Source organism: Flavisericum labens, assembly GCF_045446075.1.
GTDB lineage: Bacteria > Bacteroidota > Bacteroidia > Flavobacteriales > Flavobacteriaceae > Flavisericum > Flavisericum labens.
On the sequence record NZ_JBJJBQ010000007.1, the window covers coordinates 115589 to 136085 of the forward strand.

The window sequence follows — 20497 nt, forward strand, 5'->3', positions numbered from 1 at the left end:
CTAACTTTGACTATTCCAAAATTTGCGCTGCGTGATCTTGAGTTTTAACTTTATCAATAACGCGCTCTACTACCCCATTTTCATCAACAATAAATGTTTTGCGATGAATTCCGTCATACTCGCGGCCCATAAATTTCTTAGGTCCCCAAACACCAAACGCATTAATCACGGTTTTATCCTCATCTGCCAATAACGGAAATGGAAATTCGTATTTATTTTTAAAATTAGATTGTCGTTTTTGGCTGTCTGCACTAACTCCTAGAAGCTCATAACCTTGTTCTTGCAATACTTCGTAGTTGTCCCTCAAATTACAAGCTTCGGCCGTACAACCTGGTGTACTTGCTTTTGGGTAAAAAAACACAACCAGCTTTTTCCCTTTATAATCAGTCAATGTTACCGTATTTCCTTGTTCATCTTTTACCGAAAAATTAGGCACGGTATCACCTTGTTTTAATGTGTCCATAATCTTAACTTTGATTTTTAGCTAAAATACAATTTATGACCAAAACAAAGAAAGTTGAATATGTTATAAATACCTTAAAAGAACTTTATCCTGAAATTCCCATTCCACTCGACCACAAAGACCCCTTTACGTTGTTGATAGCTGTATTGATGTCTGCGCAAAGTACAGATGTGAGAGTGAACCAAATAACGCCGCTTTTATTTAAAAAAGCAGACAATCCTTATGACATGGTAAAACTTTCGGTAGCGGAAATTAGAGAGATAATTAAACCCGTTGGTTTGTCTCCAATGAAAAGCAAAGGCATCCATGGTTTGTCAAAAATACTCATTGACGAACATCATGGAAAAGTTCCTCAAAGTTTTGAAGCTTTAGAAGCGCTCCCGGCTGTTGGTCATAAAACAGCTAGTGTAGTGATGTCTCAAGCTTTTGGTGTGCCGGCTTTTCCAGTGGACACCCATATCCATAGGCTAATGTACCGTTGGAATTTAAGTAATGGCAAAAATGTAGTGCAAACGGAAAAAGATGCTAAACGCTTATTTCCAAAAGAATTATGGAACGACTTACATCTTCAGATCATTTGGTATGGCAGAGAATATTCACCTGCACGAGGCTGGGACTTAGAGAAAGATATCATCACAAAAAAAATTGGAAGACAGTCCGTAATCAACGACTATTATAAAAGAAAAAAGTCCTGATTAAATCAGGACTTCCTCAAACTCAATTTTGAAGTGCTTCAAACTTCAAATTATTACAACTTATAACACTTAAAGCCTTAGAATAGTTTAGAAGAAAATTAACCGTTTCTTCTTTCGGTTGTAGTTTTTCTATTTTATTAATAGAATTTTCAGAGTAAATTTTTGCCATTTTATTAATTTAAGGGTTAACATAAACCAATAACGCAACAAATTTTACTTTATTGTATCTAATTAGTCAAAACTATATTGTGCTTATCAATAATCTTTCTCAAGTTAATCAGCGCATAACGCATACGCCCCAGCGCCGTATTGATACTTACCCCGGTTCTCTCAGAGATTTCCTTAAAGCTCATATCTTTATATATGCGCATTAACAACACTTCCTTTTGATCTGCTGGAAGTTCATCAACCAAACGTCTAACATCATGTTCAACCTGTTCTTTTATAATGGATTTTTCCGCATTTAAACTGGAGTCGCTCAACACAGAAAAAATACTGAACTCTCCAGTATTGTCAAACTTTGGCATTCTATTATTTTTCCTAAAATAATCGATAACCAAATTATGGGAAATACGCATTACCCAGGGTAAAAACTTGCCCTCCTCGTTGTATGCGCCACGTTTTAGCGTACGAATTACTTTTATAAAAGTATCTTGAAAAATATCTTCAGCGACATCTTTATCGTATACTTTCGAATAAATAAAACTGTAAATTTTTTGTTTGTGTCTTCCAATTAAAGCCTCAAGTGCAGCTTCATTGCCTTTAATGTAGTTGCTTACCAAAGTAGCATCGGTAATAAGTTCGTGTTGCATAATATTCACTTTTAACGCATAGGAAACATAGGTTTCTTTGCTTGGGGTTACATGTTTAAAAGTAAAATTATGCTATAGGCGTAAGTTATTTTAATTGCTGTTATTAAGTCCAAATATAACAACAATCGTTCCCAAAATGAAAAAATTAACACTTTTTTTTAACGTTTTATTAAGCAATAAAGCATTTTTTATGCTCGATATGTTATAGTATCTTTGTACAATTATTGCCTAAAAAGCTTATGAACACAAGCATTTCCGAAGTAAACCCTAAAGAAAACATTATTATAAAAGGTGCAAAATTGCACAATCTTAAAAATATTGATGTTGTTATACCTAGAAACAAATTAGTCGTAATAACAGGACTTTCGGGTTCGGGAAAATCCAGTTTGGCATTTGATACACTATACGCGGAAGGACAACGACGGTACGTTGAAAGCTTGTCTAGTTATGCCAGGCAGTTTCTTGGGCGATTAAACAAACCAAAAGTAGATTACATAAAAGGTATCGCCCCTGCTATTGCTATCGAGCAAAAGGTGAATTCTACCAATCCCCGTTCTACCGTAGGCACCACCACAGAAATTTATGATTATTTAAAGCTGTTGTTCGCCAGAATAGGAAAAACCTATTCGCCTGTTTCTGGAGACGAAGTTAAAAAAGACACGGTTACCGACGTTTTAAACTATTTAAAATCGTTCCCCGAAAGAGAAAAGCTTCTACTCCTCTCTCCCGTTCATTTGGAAGAAGGACGTTCTATGGAGAATAAGATAAAAACACTTTCACAGCAAGGCTATGCTAGATTAAAAATTAACGGTACAGTACTAAGAATTGATGAAATCGAGTCAGTTTCAGAAAGCGATGAAATTCATTTGGTGGTCGATAGGATTATAACAAAAAGCGACGAAGACTTTTACAACCGATTGGCAGATGCTATACAAACTGCATTTTTTGAAGGCAAAGGCGAATGTATAATTCAAACCATATCTGATAGCAAACAGCGCCATTTTAGCAATAAGTTTGAATTGGATGGTATTGATTTTTTAGAGCCTAACATTCACCTATTCAGTTTTAATAACCCATATGGTGCTTGCCCCAAATGTGAAGGCTATGGTGATATTATTGGTATTGATGAAGATTTAGTAATACCCAATACAGGGCTTTCGATTTATGAAAACGCCATTTTCCCTTGGAAGGGCGAAAGCATGAGTTGGTATAAAGACCAATTGGTGAACAATTCACATAAATTCGATTTTCCCATTCATAAACCCTACTTCGAATTATCCGATGGACAAAAGCAACTTATTTGGCAAGGCAATAAGTACTTTCAAGGTTTAAACTCCTTTTTTGCAGAACTGGAATCTAAAGCCTATAAAATACAAAACAGGGTAATGCTTTCACGTTATCGTGGAAAAACAAAATGCAAAGCTTGTAACGGAAAACGACTGCGTAAAGAGGCTAACTACGTAAAAGTTGCTGGCGTGACAATAACCGATTTGGTGGAAATGCCTCTTAGCAAACTGGCCAATTTCTTTAAGCAACTTGAACTGAACGATTATGACACTCAAATAGCAAGTAGATTATTAAAGGAAATAAACAATAGACTTTCATTTTTAGCCAATGTGGGTTTGAATTATTTAACGCTTAACAGAAAATCGAATACCCTATCTGGTGGAGAAAGCCAACGTATTAACTTGGCAACGTCGTTAGGAAGCAGCTTGGTAGGCTCTATGTATATTTTGGACGAACCCAGTATTGGTTTACACCCAAAGGACACAGAGCGTTTAATTTCAGTGTTAAAATCATTAAGGGATTTGGGCAACACCGTTATTGTTGTTGAACACGATGAAGATATCATGAAAGCTTCCGATACCATTATTGATATCGGCCCCGAAGCAGGAACGTTTGGAGGAAGTGTAGTTGCAGAAGGAAGTTTTGCTCATATTTTGGCTTCTAATTCCTTAACAGCCAGATACCTTAATAAAGAATTAAACATTGAAGTACCTCAAAAAAGAAGAAGCTCAAAATACTACGTAGATATTATTGGTGCTCGAGAAAATAATTTAAAAAACATCGATGTTCGCTTTCCGTTGGGCATGCTCACAGTAGTAACCGGAGTTTCCGGTAGCGGAAAGAGTACCTTGGTTAAGAAAATACTATTTCCAGCATTACAAAAACAACTTACAGATTTTAGCGATAAACCAGGACAATTTTCAAAAATTGAAGGGCATTTTAAAAACGTTCAGCATATTGAGTTTGTCGACCAAAACCCTATTGGGCGCTCCTCACGCTCTAATCCCGTTACATACATTAAGGCCTATGACGATATAAGAGCATTATATTCAAAACAGAAATTGAGCAAAATAAGAAACTACCAGCCAAAACACTTTTCATTTAATGTAGACGGCGGACGCTGTGAGACTTGCAAAGGAGAAGGCGAAGTAACCATTGAAATGCAATTTATGGCCGATGTGCATTTGGAGTGCGAAACCTGTAAGGGTAAACGTTTCAAAAAAGAAGTTCTCGAGGTTACTTTTGCCGATAAAACCATCGACGATATATTAAATATGACTATCGATGATGCCGTTACATTTTTTGAAAAAAACGACCAAACAAAAATTAAAAACAAACTTAAGCCCTTACAAGATGTTGGTTTGGGTTATGTTACCTTGGGCCAAAGCTCATCTACGCTTTCTGGCGGCGAGGCCCAACGTATTAAATTGGCTTCTTTTTTAGGAAAAGGAAACAATAAGGAAAAAGCACTATTTATTTTTGACGAACCCACTACAGGACTTCATTTTCATGACATTAAAAAACTATTGAGATCCTTTGAAGCACTTATAGAAAAAGGACACTCTATAATTGTTGTTGAACATAACATCGATTTAATAAAGTGTGCCGACTATATTATTGATTTAGGTCCTGAAGGAGGAGAAAACGGCGGCAGCCTTGTTGCTTCGGGCAAACCAGAAGATATTGCGAAGACAAAAAAATCTGGAATTAGCAAGTATTTAAAAGCCAAACTTTAGTGCTAATTGAAAAATTCAATAAAATAAAAATGCAAAAACCCCTAAAACGATAACAGTTAATGGGGCCACTAAAGATAAAAACAAGAGCATCGTTAGTGATGCCTTAAAAATGCTTGCAAACCATCCTTGTCTATAAAACCTTTTAACAGCAAACAATAAATATCCAAATGTAGAAAGCATTAAAATAAAATCTATCCAATCTGGTATATCATAAATAAAATTGATGATTAAAATAATGCTAAATACGGTAAACAAAAATGCAAAATAGTAAAAACTAAAAACGAGATGATGTGCGTACAGGCCTCTTTTTCTATAAAGTAGTTTTAATATTAGAGCAAAAATGGGCAACAAGAAAAACATCGCAAATGGTATGGCATCATAAAAAGTTTGCAAAATACCCCCTCCCTTTCTTGATTTATAAAACTTAAGTGCTTGAGAATACATTCGCTTTTTAAAGGCACTTGCTTCATCTGGCATACCCATTGCTTTGTAGATCAAATCGTTCGAAGCTCCCAGTTCCAATAATGAATCGACAGCCTTTGTGTTATAGTCAAGTTCTACTATATCTTTTTTGTTACTTTTGGTTGCATCAATTAAAGAATCTGTTTCTTCGCTATACAATTCTTCCAATACCTCATTTTGATTAAAAGCATTCTCCAACACTTCTTTATCTGCTGTTTCCGGAATAATTTGTTTTAAGCGTTCGCCCACCTTTAATGACTCATTATTAATTGATTTAAGTGAATCCATTTGATTAAATGACCAACCAACTTTTTCATCCATATCTTTCACCTGTTGTCGCTGGACAAAAGAAAACAGAAAGAAAAATACAACGGTAACGAACAAGTACATTTGCGCAGGATGCAGGTAAAGTAAACGTTTTCCCGCAATAAACTTACTAGCCAAATACCCTGGTTTAAACAGCAAAGGCAAAAAGCTTTTAAAAAACCGAGCATCAAATGAAAAATAGTTACTTATTGTATTGTAAAACAAAATCTTTACTGTCAGTTCATCTTTAGCTTGCTGGCCACAATACGGACAAAATTTAAAACTTGACCGAAATTGCTCCTCACAATTTTTACATGTTTCTAACTTTCTTTCCATTAAAAACTAATCTTTGTTTTGATAAAATTTTATTGCAATGACTCCCTATAATTAGTTCTGATTTCACAATACCCAACACAAAATATTATTCAATAAATAAATTAACAAAAAAAAACTGCTGTATAATAATAATTAATCGAGAAAAAATTGGCTAACAAAAAATTAATCTAAAGAAGTACAGCTTCATAAGCTTTAAAAATAATTAAGCAGTAATTTTTATACTATTTTAGACTCAATTTTGTTTTTTTTGGTAAGAATATCTTAAAAACTAATTATAAAATCGTTCATCGTTCAAAAATGCTAGCTAATTATTATTAATTCGTTAAATTTAACGTTCTAAAAACGAATATTAACTAAACCTAAATTCATTAAATTATGAAGAAAATTACAAGTATTTTGGTTTTTATGCTCTTTGCAGCATTAATTCCAAATCAAATTGAAGCACAACAAAATGTCTTGTACGTTATACAAGACGGCACCAATGACGAAGGCAATGGTAGCTCTGTGCCCGGAAACGATGCTATAACCAGAATGTTGGAATCTGATACCAATTTCACCGTTTCATGGGTTAAAATAGCCAATGCAGATTTCACTGTTACAGAAATGGGGGCTCAGGCAGCTGGAAGTAATGCTGTATCTAGTCCAGTTGATTTTACTGGTTTCGATTTGGTAATTGCTACCGAAAGTTTGGCGTCATCCAATGCTATTTTCAAGGCAGGTAACCCATTACACCCCGACCAATTATCAATCCCTGCTATATACGCTAAATCTTATGCTTTTAGAGGTAGTTCAACAGCATTGGTTACTTCTTCGTCTGTTGTTGTAAGAACTCAAGAATTATCTATGAGTGTTGTAAATGCGGCAAGCCCAATATTCAGTGGTATTGACGTATCTGGAGGTAGTGTTGAATTTTTAAGAACCACTTCAGACGATAATGGTAATCAACAAGGCCCTTTAGCATTAGACATTGTTAATGATCTTGAAATATCATCGGGCACAACCTTGTTGGCATCTGTACCCCATATCACTGATAACGCGACATCAGTAGGAATAAACTACTTCCCTTCAGGAACTCAAGTTGGTACAACAGCTGATGGTGCTTTTGCTCAGGATGCCATAGCATTACCATTTAGTTTTGGTGCAACCAGAAAAATGGATGGCGGCAATGTAACTTCAGAATTTTTAACTGTTTGGAGAAACGCTGCTTATATACTTACAGGACAAGCAGTTCCAGGTACATTATATGTTAACCCGGACTATGATAATTACGACATCGTTACTGAAACAACCGTTTATGACTTTAGAGATGGATCAATCATTCCAAATCCATCTGACGGTTACGTAATTCAAGGGTCTCCTGAAGCAGATGCTCAACCTCAAACCGATAGATTTAAAAGTGCTGACGGAAGATTGGATTATAGACATGCTGCTGGTGATAACTACCACAGTTCTGGTTATGGACTGGACATGAAAAATGGTTCTAGGGTGCTATTAAAACCACTAGGCACAGCTGTTGTTAAGGTGCCTTTATCTCAATTTTCTAGTTTAGATTTTGATTTTAAAATGGCTAACAACAACAGTAAATCTTGGATTAAAGTAAACGGTAATACCCAAACTGCCAATCCTTACGCTGAAGTTCTTGAGGCCACAGCTGCTGACGGACAAGATTTAAACGAGTTTATCACAATAGAATTTTTTGCCACAGTTGGTAACTCCCAAAATTTAGAATTTTTGGCAAGTGATGTAAATGGAGGTTCTGATATATATTTACCATACATTGAGGTGACTTACCAAACATTAAGAAAAACACCAACTATGGTGCTTTATCTAAACAATGCCAACTCTTCTGATGAAGGCGGTGCAACTTCGGTACCTGGAAACGATGCCATTACTAGAATGCTAAATTCAGATGAAAACTTTGAAGTAACGGCAGGAACTATTGATGGTGGCGGTACCATTACACCTTCCGACCTTAGTCCTTATGATCTTATCATCATTCAAGAAGATGTATCTTCTGGTTCCAATGCTTTTAAATCTAGCGCAGATGGACCATTGGCTCCTAAAAACCTAACGGTTCCGGTTATCTATTGTAAATCGGAAGCGTTTAGAAATGACAAGGCAACTTTAACTACTGCCGCTGCAATTGATGGTAACAAAAGTAATATTTCGGTAACAGTTCCTGGTGCAAACCAATCTAACCCAATATTCAGTGGCATTGATTTCTCTGGAGGAGATGACATACGATTATTCTATACTGCTACAAACGGGAATGGTTCAGGTACTGGTGACACAGCTATAAAAGTATTGAATGGTTTAGAAATGGATCCAGTTGCTCCAACCTTAGCCACTACACCCGAGGTGAGTGATGCAAATTCTTCTGTTGTAATTAACCATATTCCTTCTGGAACAAAGCTAGGTACAGACGCAGGTGATGTCTCAACGCAAGATATCGTTGTTTTTGCATTCGGTTATGGAGCACAAGTTAGAGGCGATGGTAGAAATATGACTTCTGAAGCATTGACTATTTGGAGAAATGCCGCTTATATGCTTACAGGTAAAGAAGTGCCAACTAGCCTTTACGAAAACGGGCAAGCTTACAGACAAATACTTTACGTTAACCAAACTGGTGTTGGTCAAGGAGAAGGCGCTTCAGCTCCAGGAGCTGACCCTGTAATAAACATGTTCAACGCAGACGATAATTTCTTTGTAACGTATGTTGAAACACCTTCTGACGGCAGTGCGCTTCCTGACATCTCTGGTTTCGATTTAGTGATCGCTCAAGAAACAATTAGCTCTGGAGCTGCACTTTTTCAACCTGGTGGTGCATTAGGCGTTAAAGATGTAACAACCCCAATTATTTACAACAAAACTTGGGCGTTTAGAGACGGAAGAGCGGTTACAGACGCAGATGCTTCAGTTGAAGGAACCCAAAATGTATCGGTTACTGCAACCAATACGGCGCATCCACTTTTCAGTGGAATTGATTTCTCTGGAGGAGATGATATAAGAATCTTCAAGTCGGCAACTGCTAACGATGATGGAAGCACCGGTGGCAACAAAGCTATTGATGCACTTATCAATATTGATATTACACCAACAATAGCTGGTACAGCTAACTCTATAGCAACCGTACCTGAAGCAACAGACCCAAGCAGTTCTTTTGTAATCAATTATTTACCATCTGGGACTCAATTAGGTGAAGCCGCTACAGATGTACTTGGTGTTAATGCCGTGGCTTTGTCATTTAGTTACGGAGCAACCATTTTAGGTGATGGAGCGAACATCACACCAGAAGCTTTAACTATTTGGAGAAATGCGGCTTACATGCTTATTTATGGTCCTACAGAAGTACCAACAACTCTTGTAGAAAACCCAGCTTATGTAACACCTGCAAAACTACTTTATGTAAACCAAAGTGGTGTTGGCCAAGGTGCGGGCGCTTCCGCTCCTGGTGCAGATCCAGTTATAAACATGCTTAACGCTGATACTAACATTGAAGTAACCTATGTTGAAACACCTTCAGACGGTAGTGCTATCCCAGATATTTCTGGTTTCGATGTAGTAATTGCACAAGAGACTATCAGTTCTGGTGCTGCATTATTCCAACCAGGTGGTGCGTTAGGAGTTAAAGATGTAACAACACCCATTATTTACAATAAAACTTGGGCTTTTAGAGACGGAAGAGCTATTACAGATGCTGATGCAGCTGTTGAAGGAACTCAAAACGTATCAATTACGGCAACCAATACCGTACACCCATTATATAGTGGAATCGATTTTACTGGCGGGAACGACATAAGAATCTTTAAAGAAGCGACAGCAAATGACGATGGAAGTGTTGGTGGTAACAAAGCTATTGACGCAGGTATCAATATAGATATTACTCCTACCATAGCTGGCACAGCTAATTCATTAGCTACAGTACCAGAAGCTACTGATGTTACTAGTTCTTTTGTGGTTAACTATTTACCTTCTGGAACACAGCTAGGTACTGATGCAAATGATGTCTTGGGAGTTAACGCCGTAGCATTATCATTTAGCTATGGAGCAACGGTTTTAGGTGATGGCGCTAACATTAGCCCAGAAGCCTTAACCATTTGGAGAAATGCTGTTTATATGTTAGCATTTGGGCCTACTGAAGTACCAACGACTTTAGTCGAAAACCCAGCGTTTACTCTAAGTATTGATAAAGTTGGAGAAGTATCTAATGTTTCTTCAAACGTAAGAGCTATTGGAAATAGAATTTATGTTTCTGACGTAAAAACTTCAACTGAAGTTAACATTTATAGTATGACTGGGGCTCTTGTTAAAACAGTAAAAACTAATACTGATACCGATTTTAACTTTAACACAGGGCTTTATATTGCTACAGTTAAAACTATAGAAGGAGCCAAAGCTGTAAAATTATTAGTACAATAATAAGTTCAACAACAATATTAAGTCTAAAAGGGATGCCAACTGGCATCCCTTTTTTTATTTCCTAGAGTTAACTATCCTAGTCTTTCCTAAAACAATAAAATAATACAATTTATGATTTGACAACTTACCAATAGAAACTATCAAAAACTACTCGATTGAAAATTAAACGTTTACAAAATTGACCATTGTACAAAAATATCGTTAAAACATAGTGTAATATTTAAATTCGTTTCATACGGTCTTATAAATTATTATAAAAATTTATTAAAACTCAAATTAAGCAAACAAAAAATGAGACAAAAAAACAAAACCATTCTATTCATTTTACTTATAGCAATAGTTTTACCAGTGCAAATAAATGCTCAGGCAAAACAAGTTTTATACGTTAACCAAGACGGTGTGGGAGCATCATCATCTATTCCATCTGATCCAGGTGAAGACTTTGTTATCAAAATGTTACAAGATGACCCTAACTTTGAGGTGACTTATATTGAAACTCCACATGACGGAAGTGCTATACCAGAACTTTCTATTTTCGATTTAATTATAGCTCAAGAAAATATTATTTCAGGTGGCGATCTTTTTAAACCAGATGGTGTTTTAGGTATTAAAAATGTCACGGTGCCTATAATATATTGTAAGACTGGAGCTTTTAGGAATGGAAGAGCAGTTACTGATGCTGATGCTGTTGCCGATGGAACCCGAAATTTATTTATTACTGTACCTGAAGCCAATCAAAATCACGATATATTCAGTGGCATTGATTTTTCAGCCGGAGAGCAGATTAGAATACACTACGAATTGTCTAATGGTGACGGATCGGAATTAGGTAATAACTCCATAGAAATTATCAACAACTTAGACATTTCAAACCCAAATACCTTATTAGCTACAGTTCCTGAAGTTACCACTCCAGAAGAAGCCTTAGTAATCAATTATTTTCCTGCAGGTACTCAATTAGGAGAAAACCCAGATGATAAACTTCAAGTTGATGCAGTTGCACTACCTTTTAAATACGGTGCATTAGCTAGAAATGATGGTGAAAACATCTCATCTGAGGCCTTAACCATTTGGAGGAATGCAGCCTACTTGTTAACAGGCTTAACAGTGCCAGAAGAGCTTCACTACAATCCTAAAACAGCAATGAAGGTTCTCTATGTAAACCAAGTTGGTGTAGACCCTGGCGATGGTGGAGGTTCTCGACCAGGCTACGACCCTGTTGTGCGAATGCTAGAGTTTGACAGGCATTACACGGTAACCTATATAGAAACTCCTGCTGACGGAAGCGCCATACCTAATGATCTTTCTGACTTCGATTTAATTATTGCCCAAGAAACCATTAGCTCAGATGCCGGGTTATTTAGACCAGATGGCGCTCTGGGTATAAAAAATGTAACGGTTCCAATTATTTATAATAAAACTTGGGCTTTTAGAGACGGTAAAGCTGTTACCGATGCTGATGCTGCGGTAACGGCCACCCAAAATTTCTTTATTACCGTACCACAAGTTAACCAAGACCACGATATGTTTAGCGGAATTGATTTTTCAGGAGGCGACCAAGTGAGAATCACCTATGAATTGGCAAACGACGACGGGTCTGATGGAGGAAATAAAGCCATAGATGTGCTAAATAGTTTAGAGATTTCTACTCCCAATACACTTTTAGCCACTGTTGATGAAGTCACAGATGAAGAAAAAGCTTTAGTAGTTAATTATCTACCAGCAGGAACCCAACTAGGCGAAAACGCAATGGACGAGCTTCAAGTTGATGCTGTAGCCCTATCGTTTAGCTATGGTGCCTTGGTTAAGGGAAAAGGAACCAATATAACCGCAGAAGCCCTTACCATTTGGAGAAATGCCGCATACTTGTTAACAGGTGTTCCCATTCCTGATAATTTATATGACAACCCGGCATTGTTCAAACAAGTTTTATATGTTAACCAAAAAGGTGTAGATGCGCCAACATCAGAAGTGTCAACTCCCGGTGAAGATCCAGTAATTAGAATGTTAGAAGGTGATGGCAATTTTAAAGTGACTTACCTTGAAACTTACAATCATGGACTTCAAATTCTTGACCCTGGCTTTTTCGACCTTGTTATCGCACAAGAAAACTTAAGTTCTGGAGGCGATTTTTTTAAACCTGGAGGGAGACTAAGCGTCGGGACTATTCAAACACCTATTATTTATAATAAATCCAGTACTTTTAGAGATGGAAGAGCGGTAACTGACCCTAATGCCACTAATGTCAATACTCAAAACCTTAACATAACCGTGCCTGTAACAAACCAAGACCACGATCTATTTAGTGGCATTGATTTTTTAGGAGGTGAGGACGTTAGAATGTTTGTAGAAACTTCAGAAAGCAACGGCAATGACGGAGGTGACAAAGCCATTGAAATAATTAATGGGTTGGACATTTCAACCACTGGTTCTCTTTTAGCTACAGTTGATGAAGTCACCAACCCAAACGAAGCAGTTGTCTTTAATTTTTGGCCAGAAGGCACACAACTTGGCGAGAATACAAGTGATGTTTTAAACACTGATGCTTTTGCTTTTTCCTTAAGCTATGGTGCCATAGTAAATGGCGATGGCGAAAATGTTTCTTCTGAAGCATTAACCATGTGGAGAAACGCCGCTTACATTTTAACAGGACTGGAAGTGCCTAGCGAATTGTATGTTAATCCTGATTTTACATTAAGTATAGACAAAGCTGGCGAAGTATCAAACGTGTTGTCCAAAGTAAAAGCAATTGGAAGCAGAATTTATATTTCTGATGTAAAATCTTCAACTGAAGTTAGAGTCTTCAGCATGACTGGCGCATTAGTTAAGACCATCAAAACTAATACAAACACAAACTTCAACTTTAATTCAGGCCTTTGGATTGCTACCTTAAAAACCTTTGAAGGCATAAAAGCAGTGAAATTATTAGTGAAATAATAATTACTGAAATATTACATTAAATTTAAAAGGGATACATTTTTGTATCCCTTTTTTTATTCCTAGGAAAGCAAAGGTACTCACAACCCATCTAAAACCAGTTGATAATGTTTACTTTAGAACATAATTTTAGTTTTGGCACGCTGTTTGTATCTCATTAAACGAGTCACATTAAAAAACACACAGATTATGAAAAAGTTTATATTTTTATTAGCAGGTTTAATCCTTTCGGGATTTACTGTTAACGCAGCCACAACCACCAATACAGAACATTCAGAAATCAACATTTATAATAGAGGTTACGGCAATTCTTTTATATTTGTTGAAAATGGAATTGAATTTTCGGTTTTTCCAGATGGACAATTCGATTTCAATATTTTACGAAATAATTCACGTTTTAGTCTATCTGTAGGCTCGCCAAACGTTAATCTCAGTTTTAATTCTGGTTACGATTATAATGCCTACGTGCAATATGATGAATATGGCGCTATTATTCAGATAGAAAACACGCCAATTTTTTATGACTATTACGGCAGAATCAATCAAGTTGGAAATATCAACATATATTATAACAATTTTGGTTATGTATCTCGTGTAGGAGGGCTATACGTTCACTATAACAGACGCAATATATTTACTCATTATACAGGCTTCATCAACGTTTATAATAGAAGTTATATATATAGACCTTGGCACCGATACTACAGTGTTCCGGCTTATGATTACTGCGTGGTTTACAACAGGCCTTACAGACGTTATTACACACCCATAAGATACACTTATAACAGACCGTACTATAACAACTATAGACCCAGAACATCTGTAGCAAGCAGACGCGGAAATAAAATTATAAGAAACAGAAGTTATGCCACGGTGAACAGAAGTAAACGAAATATAACCAGAATTAATAAGAATTCTGCTTCAAGGAGGCATGTTGCACAAAACCAAACCGTTAGACGCAATAATAAAACTACAAAACGCACTGCACCTGCTTTAAACCGTGAGGTTATAAGAAGAGACAATAAATTTACTAGAACACCTTCTAGAACTAATTCTCAAATAAGCAATAATAAAATGAGAGAAAACGTTAGAAGAACAGTTAACAGAAACAACAATGTAAGAACAAACAATGTTTCTCGAACTAAAAATAATAGGATTGCACAAAAACCAAATACAACAAATAAACGTACATATAATAAAAGCGTTACTAAAAAAAGAAACACTCAAGTAGCTCAGAGATCGGTAAATAGACCAAAGACTACCGTTAAAAGAACTACGCAAAATAGAAATACAAGATCTGTAAAATCAAACAGTTCTAGAAATAATAATAGATCGGTAGCAAATAACAGAAGACGATCATAATAATTTTGGTTGGTTAGTTTGGAAAGCCCAGCGATAAGTTTGCCTCAAAGCAACATCGCGGGGTTTTCTTTTTAATAGAATTTTCAGTTAAAAACTATTTCAACTTTAAATACCGCTTTATTAACCCTGAAATATCTTCAGAAAAATCAAACCGTAGCACTATAAAAACATAAACCAATGCTATTAAAATAGATTTCAAGGCTATATTAAGAATGGGGTGAAACGGGAATTCCCAAAAGTAAAACAGCAGGGTTGTTGATAAAATAAGTAAAGCAATTTTTAAGGTAAATACTGAAAAAGGAAAAAGTTTAAATTTTCTGTAAACAAAGTATAGCTTAATAGAATTATAAACGAAAACAGCCAGAAAAGTTGCAAGACCGGCTCCGTTAATTCCAATCCACGGAATGAAAACCATGTTGAGAAGCACCATTAAAATCACTAACACCACCCCTAACACTAAAACTATACGGTAATAATCACTATTAAACAAAATGGCATTATTACTTCCCAAAAGTGAATCATATAATTTTGTGGTGCTAATAATAAAGACCACAAAAAGACCTCCACTAAACTCTTCAGGGATAATTTGGTATAATTGATTAATGTTTAAAACGATCAAAAGAAAAATAAATCCACCGACAATAAAAAGATTCAAAGAGCTTTTTTTGTACAAATCCGCCAAGGCATCATAATCTTTTCCATTTAAATATTTGGCCGATAGAGGAAATAATATTTGGTTCATGGAACGCTGAGGCACAGCAATAACGGCCGATATAAAAATCGCCACATTGTAATAGGCTATTTCTTTTATTTCAATATACTGTCCTAACATCACCTTATCTACATCTAAGAGTATGGTTGCTACCGATCCAGCAATTATAATCAAAAACGAATATTTAAAAATACGGCTTAACCCGTTAACAGGTTTAAAAGTAAGAACGGGCCACCTAATGCTAAACGCGGAAATCTTCATAACTAACATGCGCAATACATATACAATAACTAGCCCAGCCATAAATTGCTCTAGGTTTATGAAATCATAATGAAGTAAAAAAAGCAATACCATGGCTCCTGCCCGATGAAACACCTCCTTCATAAAATTGCCGAAAACAGTTTTCATTTGAACCTTTGCCCATGCAAAAAACACTTCAAAATAAGCCAAAGCGATAGCAATAATTAAGGTATGCCATAAATAATTTTTAATAATTTCGTTTTCCTGAGAAAGAAAATTACTAATAACATCATATGAAAAATAGAAAATTATAACCAGTGGTATTATAACACAAATGGGCAATAATAACATTAGTGTTAAAAAACTATTTAGTGATACCCGTGTTTTAAACGACGAATAAAACTTTACCAAAGTATTGTGCACACCAAAAGCCATAAGCGGCATAATAACATATGCCAATGACAGCATGTACCCTACCATACCATAATATTTATCACTTAAAAATTCAGTGTAAAGAAATAAGGCATTAATCGCTCCAATAAAAAAACCCAAATAGGTAGATATGATATTTTTTAAGGATTGTAATGCAACTATGCCCATTATAACAACTTAGATAAGGATTCTGTAAGCTTTTTTCTATGATATTTTTGAAGACCAATAGGATGCGACTGCAACGAATTTTTCTTATACGCACTATAATGTTCTAATATAATTCTTTTTAACGAGTCGTAGTTATTATACTTAAAGTATTGCCCCGTATTGGTTTCATTAATGATTTTTTCTATATCAGAGCCCTCTGGCCCCAATGCAATTATCGGTCGGTTTGAAACCATATACTCAAATAGTTTTCCCGGGATAATACATTTCGTTTCTTTAGAATCTATTTCAACTAACAAAAGTAATTGTGATTTTTTTTGAAACACAACCGAATCTTTATGTGAAACATAGCCAACATTATTCACATAATCACTTAACCTGTATTTTTCAATAGATTTCAATACATCTTCACTTACTGACCCTATTAAATTCAACTGAAAATCTTTTGAAAAACCTTCTTGTTCAACAATAAGCTCTGCCAAAACCTTCCATAAATTTCCAGGATTTCTTTTTGACAGAAACGACCCGATATGTGATAGCGAGAATTTTTTATCCATTTTAAAATCAACGGAAGGCTCATCATCATACCCATTGGTTATGACCTCAATGGACTTATCGGTAATTTTCCGAAACTCTTTCTTGGTCACATGACTAGTTACCACAATGTGGTCGGCCGTGTTCAACACCTTTCTTTCCAGTAATTTGTGCTTTTTCTGAGAAGATTTTGTAAGTTTCAACTCTTTGTGATAACCAATGGTTGTCCATGGATCTCTAAAATCCGCAAGCCACTTCACATCAAACTTTTCCTTTAACTGTAAACCGATTAGATGCAAACTATGTGGCGGGCCGGTTGTTACAACAGTTTCAATGCCTTCTTTTTGAATATAATTTGAAAGATACACCACCGAAGGCTTTACCCAACCCACGCGCGCGTCAGGAATAAAAAAATTACCTCTAACAAAAAGCAGTAATTTTTCAACTAAAGACTGCTTCTTTGCTTCCGAAATAATGCCCTTACTTATCGTTTTTGATGATTTTTTCGAAAATATATCCGCAAATTTATAAGGCTCACTTATAGGATGCTTTATCACAATGAGATCATCGGAAACCTCTGATTTCAAACTCTCATCAACAAAAGGGTAACTCGGGTTTTCAGGAATAAACACAACAGGCTGCACATCAAACTGAGGCAAATACCTAACGAATTTCAACCAACGCTGTACTCCAGGCCCACCCGCAGGCGGCCAATAATAAGTTATAATGAGGATTTTTTTAGACACTTCTAGCCTTCTTAATCTCGTAAAACAAACCACCAATCAGCAACAAACCGAGTAAAACCGAACTGGCCAAGGAAATCGTACTTCCAATTTTTACAACATCTGGCTCAAATTCAAACTCGATAATATGATTCCCTTTCGGAACAGGCATGCCTCGCAAAATGTAATTTACTCGCATATGATGGGTTTCATTCCCATCAACAAAAACTTTCCAGCCATGTGGATAATAAATCTCTGAAAACACAGCAAATCCATTATTTTCATTATTCGACTTATACCTTAAATAGTTAGGCTTAACTTCTTGTAATTCAATTGTCGATATAGAATTTACTACCGCATAATCGCTTTTTAAAGCATTAAACTTCTCTAGAGCCTTATGGGACGAATAAATAGCTTTAGTCTTATTGTTTAAGCTATCCAGCAACATGATTTCTTTATTTGCAGAATCAACTTTTTCTAAATTCTCAACAAACCAAGCATTACCATTAGCTTCGTTATTTGTATATGGAAATGCATTGCCTTTTTCATCTTGAGCTACAATATACTTTGTATTGAGCATGTTGAGCACATTGAGGTTATTTTTGGAAATAAAAAAATCAAATACTTCACTGTAACGCCTTAATTCTGCTGCATTATAGCCATTTAGAGAATTATGGAAATACGAAGGTTTAGATGGGCCGGAAACCAAATCAAAAACCCGGTAATGCGATTTGTCTTTTGCGATAAATTTATCCACTTCGGTTGCCTCAAAAGGTTTACTCATAGCTATGCCGGATACAAAGTCATCATTGTTCACGTAACGCCTATCAACTCCAACCAAATCAAATAAAATTAAAGCGCCAAAGGCAACAACAACCCATTTTTCTTTCCATTTTCCCTTTAAGTACATGAAAACCGCTCCGGCAGATAACAGCACCAAAACCAAACTTCTTATGGTATCTTGAGTAAAAAGCATTTTTCTGTCGGCCTTCAGAGCATCCACAAAAGACTGTCCGTAGTTTTGACGGTAAAAACCATCATTAGCCCCTACAAAATCGAGTCCTAAAAAATCAAGGGATGACTTGAACAATAAAAACACAAGTGCCAATCCTCCGGTAATCACAGTGGCATATTTTAAGGCCTTTAGCTTTTCATCTTTACTCTCAAAATCGTTAAAAAGACGCACCAAACCGAAAACAGCCAATGCTGGAACACACAACTCCAAAATAACTTGAATGGATGTTACCGCTCTAAATTTATCATATAGAGGCACATAATCAATAAAAAAATCGGTTAAAAAGCCTAAATTTTTCCCGTAAGACAGCAGCAACGAAAACACAGTACCTCCAAGTAGCCACCATTTCAAGCGTCCTTTAACCAAAAACAACGCAAAAACAAACAAAAACAACACTACAGCGCCAATATATGCGGGTGCTTCTACTATTGGTTGGTCGCCCCAATACATCGGTGCGCGTTTGGCTTCCTGCGCAGCTTGGCTGGTAGTGGCTCCCAATTTCCTGAAAGCCTCATAAGTCTCAGAATCTTTACCCAAATCTTCACCGTTTCCACCTCCAAGAAATCTAGGAATAAATAAATTAAAGGTCTCCCAGTAACCATAACTGAATTGGGTAATATAATCTTTACTCAAGCCCGATGTGACTTCCTGTTTCGGCATGCCATCCGCATTAATGGTGAGTTCACTTTTACTACGCTTACTTTCTTTCACATATTCCTTGGTTGCCAGAATATTAGTTGCATTTAAAGCTATGGATAGCACCACAGCCGCAACCATAATACCCAACGATTTAAAGTAATGTGGCAATAGTTTTTTCCTGTAAGCATCAACCAAATAGACAAGCCCCAGAATAATCACTAAAAACATTAAGTAGTAGGTCATTTGAAAATGGTTGGACACTAATTCCAAACCCATAGCTATGGTAGTCAATAAAAATCCAGCTATATATTTTTTCTTAAAAACCAAAATAATACCACTAAGCACCAAAGGCATGTAAGCAATGGCATGAGCCTTACTATTGTGCCCCACCCCTAATATAATTATTAAATAGGTTGAAAAACCAAAAGCCAACGCCCCTATTGCAGCTAGCTTAAAATCAACTTTCAACACAAGTAATAAAATGTAAAATCCTAATAGATAAAGGAATAAATAATCAGCAGGTCTTGGTAAAAAGCGTAAAGCCGAATCTAGTTTTTTTATGTAGTTATTTGGATACCTGGCACCTAGTTGGTAAGTTGGCATACCTCCAAAAGCAGCGTTTGTCCAATAAGTTTCTTCACCGGTTTCAGCCTTAAAATCCTTTTGCTGCTTGCTCATACCAATAAACTGAACAATGTCGTTTTGGTAAATAGCCTTGCCTTGCAAAACGGGACTAAAATAAGTCAACGAGATAACAACAAACCCCAATAAAATTAAGATGTGCGGAAGAAATTTTTTAAAAGAAAATTGCATGTATTTTTTTTAAGAAAAAATGAAGTCGGAAATTAATCAATTTCTTCGTAATCCACATAATCTCCTACGTCTTTATTTGAAGTTTTCGATTGTGGAATTTTATCAATGGTCACCTCTCCTTCTTTCTTTTTTGGCTGCTGTTCAGCTCTTTTTTGAAACTCACCAAATTGCCCTCCAAAACGTTGCTCTGCCTTCTTAGCGGCATACTTCACTAAGTAGGGCGCAAAAATCCTTGATAATATTTTTATAGCATAATAAACTAAGGCAATGATGAGTATGGTTCTTAATAAACCCATTTTTCACTTTGATTTGATATTTAATACAAAAATACGATTATGAGCGTTTAATTAAAGACGAAAAATGATAAAAAAACTATAAAATATCTATATTTGGAAATGCATTTAACTAAA

At 35.9% G+C, this 20497-nt stretch carries 12 protein-coding genes; 5 read left to right on the forward strand and 7 right to left on the reverse strand.

What is annotated here, in order from left to right; all coding sequences use genetic code 11:
* Positions 1 to 10 precede the first annotated feature (10 nt).
* Positions 11 to 463 carry a thioredoxin-dependent thiol peroxidase gene (gene bcp, locus ACIEHO_RS12360; RefSeq protein WP_406972142.1) on the reverse strand — a complete coding sequence of 151 codons (453 nt, stop codon included), beginning with the start codon at positions 461 to 463 and terminating at the stop codon, positions 11 to 13.
* 35 nt (positions 464 to 498) lie between these two features.
* Between bcp and ACIEHO_RS12365 the strand changes: the two genes are divergently transcribed.
* Complete coding sequence (locus tag ACIEHO_RS12365; RefSeq protein ID WP_406972144.1) at positions 499 to 1158, forward strand: endonuclease III domain-containing protein; 660 nt, start codon at positions 499 to 501, stop codon at positions 1156 to 1158.
* Positions 1159 to 1385: 227 nt separating this feature from the next.
* On the opposite strand, the gene ACIEHO_RS12370 is transcribed toward ACIEHO_RS12365, so the two are convergent.
* Positions 1386 to 1970, reverse strand: a complete 585-nt coding sequence (locus tag ACIEHO_RS12370; protein ID WP_406972146.1) for an RNA polymerase sigma factor — start codon at positions 1968 to 1970, stop codon at positions 1386 to 1388.
* A 239-nt stretch (positions 1971 to 2209) separates the two neighbouring features.
* On the opposite strand from ACIEHO_RS12370, the gene uvrA reads away from it, so the two are divergent.
* A complete protein-coding gene (gene uvrA / locus ACIEHO_RS12375) occupies positions 2210 to 4993 on the forward strand; it encodes an excinuclease ABC subunit UvrA (RefSeq protein WP_406972148.1) in 2784 nt (927 codons plus the stop codon).
* 15 nt (positions 4994 to 5008) lie between these two features.
* Here the strand turns inward: uvrA and ACIEHO_RS12380 are convergent, their stop codons facing one another.
* Positions 5009 to 6097 (reverse strand): DUF3667 domain-containing protein, encoded by a 1089-nt coding sequence (locus ACIEHO_RS12380; protein ID WP_406972150.1) that lies wholly within the window; start codon positions 6095 to 6097, stop codon positions 5009 to 5011.
* 375 nt (positions 6098 to 6472) lie between these two features.
* On the opposite strand from ACIEHO_RS12380, the gene ACIEHO_RS12385 reads away from it, so the two are divergent.
* The 3 genes from ACIEHO_RS12385 to ACIEHO_RS12395 all read left to right on the forward strand — a co-directional run bounded on the left by ACIEHO_RS12385 (position 6473) and on the right by ACIEHO_RS12395 (position 14815).
* On the forward strand, positions 6473 to 10516 hold the full coding sequence (locus ACIEHO_RS12385) for a T9SS type A sorting domain-containing protein (protein ID WP_406972152.1): 4044 nt from the start codon (positions 6473 to 6475) through the stop codon (positions 10514 to 10516).
* A gap of 291 nt (positions 10517 to 10807) precedes the next feature.
* Positions 10808 to 13453, forward strand: a complete 2646-nt coding sequence (locus ACIEHO_RS12390; protein WP_406972154.1) for a hypothetical protein — start codon at positions 10808 to 10810, stop codon at positions 13451 to 13453.
* A 189-nt stretch (positions 13454 to 13642) separates the two neighbouring features.
* Entirely contained in the window at positions 13643 to 14815 is a 1173-nt protein-coding gene (locus ACIEHO_RS12395; RefSeq protein ID WP_406972156.1) for a hypothetical protein, read from the forward strand.
* Positions 14816 to 14909: 94 nt separating this feature from the next.
* Here ACIEHO_RS12395 and ACIEHO_RS12400 read toward each other — a convergent pair whose 3' ends face one another.
* From ACIEHO_RS12400 to ACIEHO_RS12415, 4 genes are read right to left on the reverse strand one after another with little or no spacing between them, the layout of a single operon-like run.
* Positions 14910 to 16367 (reverse strand): lipopolysaccharide biosynthesis protein, encoded by a 1458-nt coding sequence (locus tag ACIEHO_RS12400; RefSeq protein WP_406972158.1) that lies wholly within the window; start codon positions 16365 to 16367, stop codon positions 14910 to 14912.
* A complete protein-coding gene (locus ACIEHO_RS12405; RefSeq protein WP_406972160.1) occupies positions 16367 to 17644 on the reverse strand; it encodes a glycosyltransferase family 4 protein in 1278 nt (425 codons plus the stop codon). The genes ACIEHO_RS12400 and ACIEHO_RS12405 overlap by 1 nt, the downstream gene beginning before the upstream one ends.
* Positions 17637 to 20087, reverse strand: a complete 2451-nt coding sequence (locus ACIEHO_RS12410; RefSeq protein WP_406972162.1) for a YfhO family protein — start codon at positions 20085 to 20087, stop codon at positions 17637 to 17639. Before ACIEHO_RS12410 ends, ACIEHO_RS12405 begins: the two co-directional genes overlap by 8 nt.
* Positions 20088 to 20119: 32 nt before the next feature.
* Complete coding sequence (locus ACIEHO_RS12415) at positions 20120 to 20383, reverse strand: DUF4834 family protein (RefSeq protein WP_406972164.1); 264 nt, start codon at positions 20381 to 20383, stop codon at positions 20120 to 20122.
* Positions 20384 to 20497: the final 114 nt, after the last annotated feature.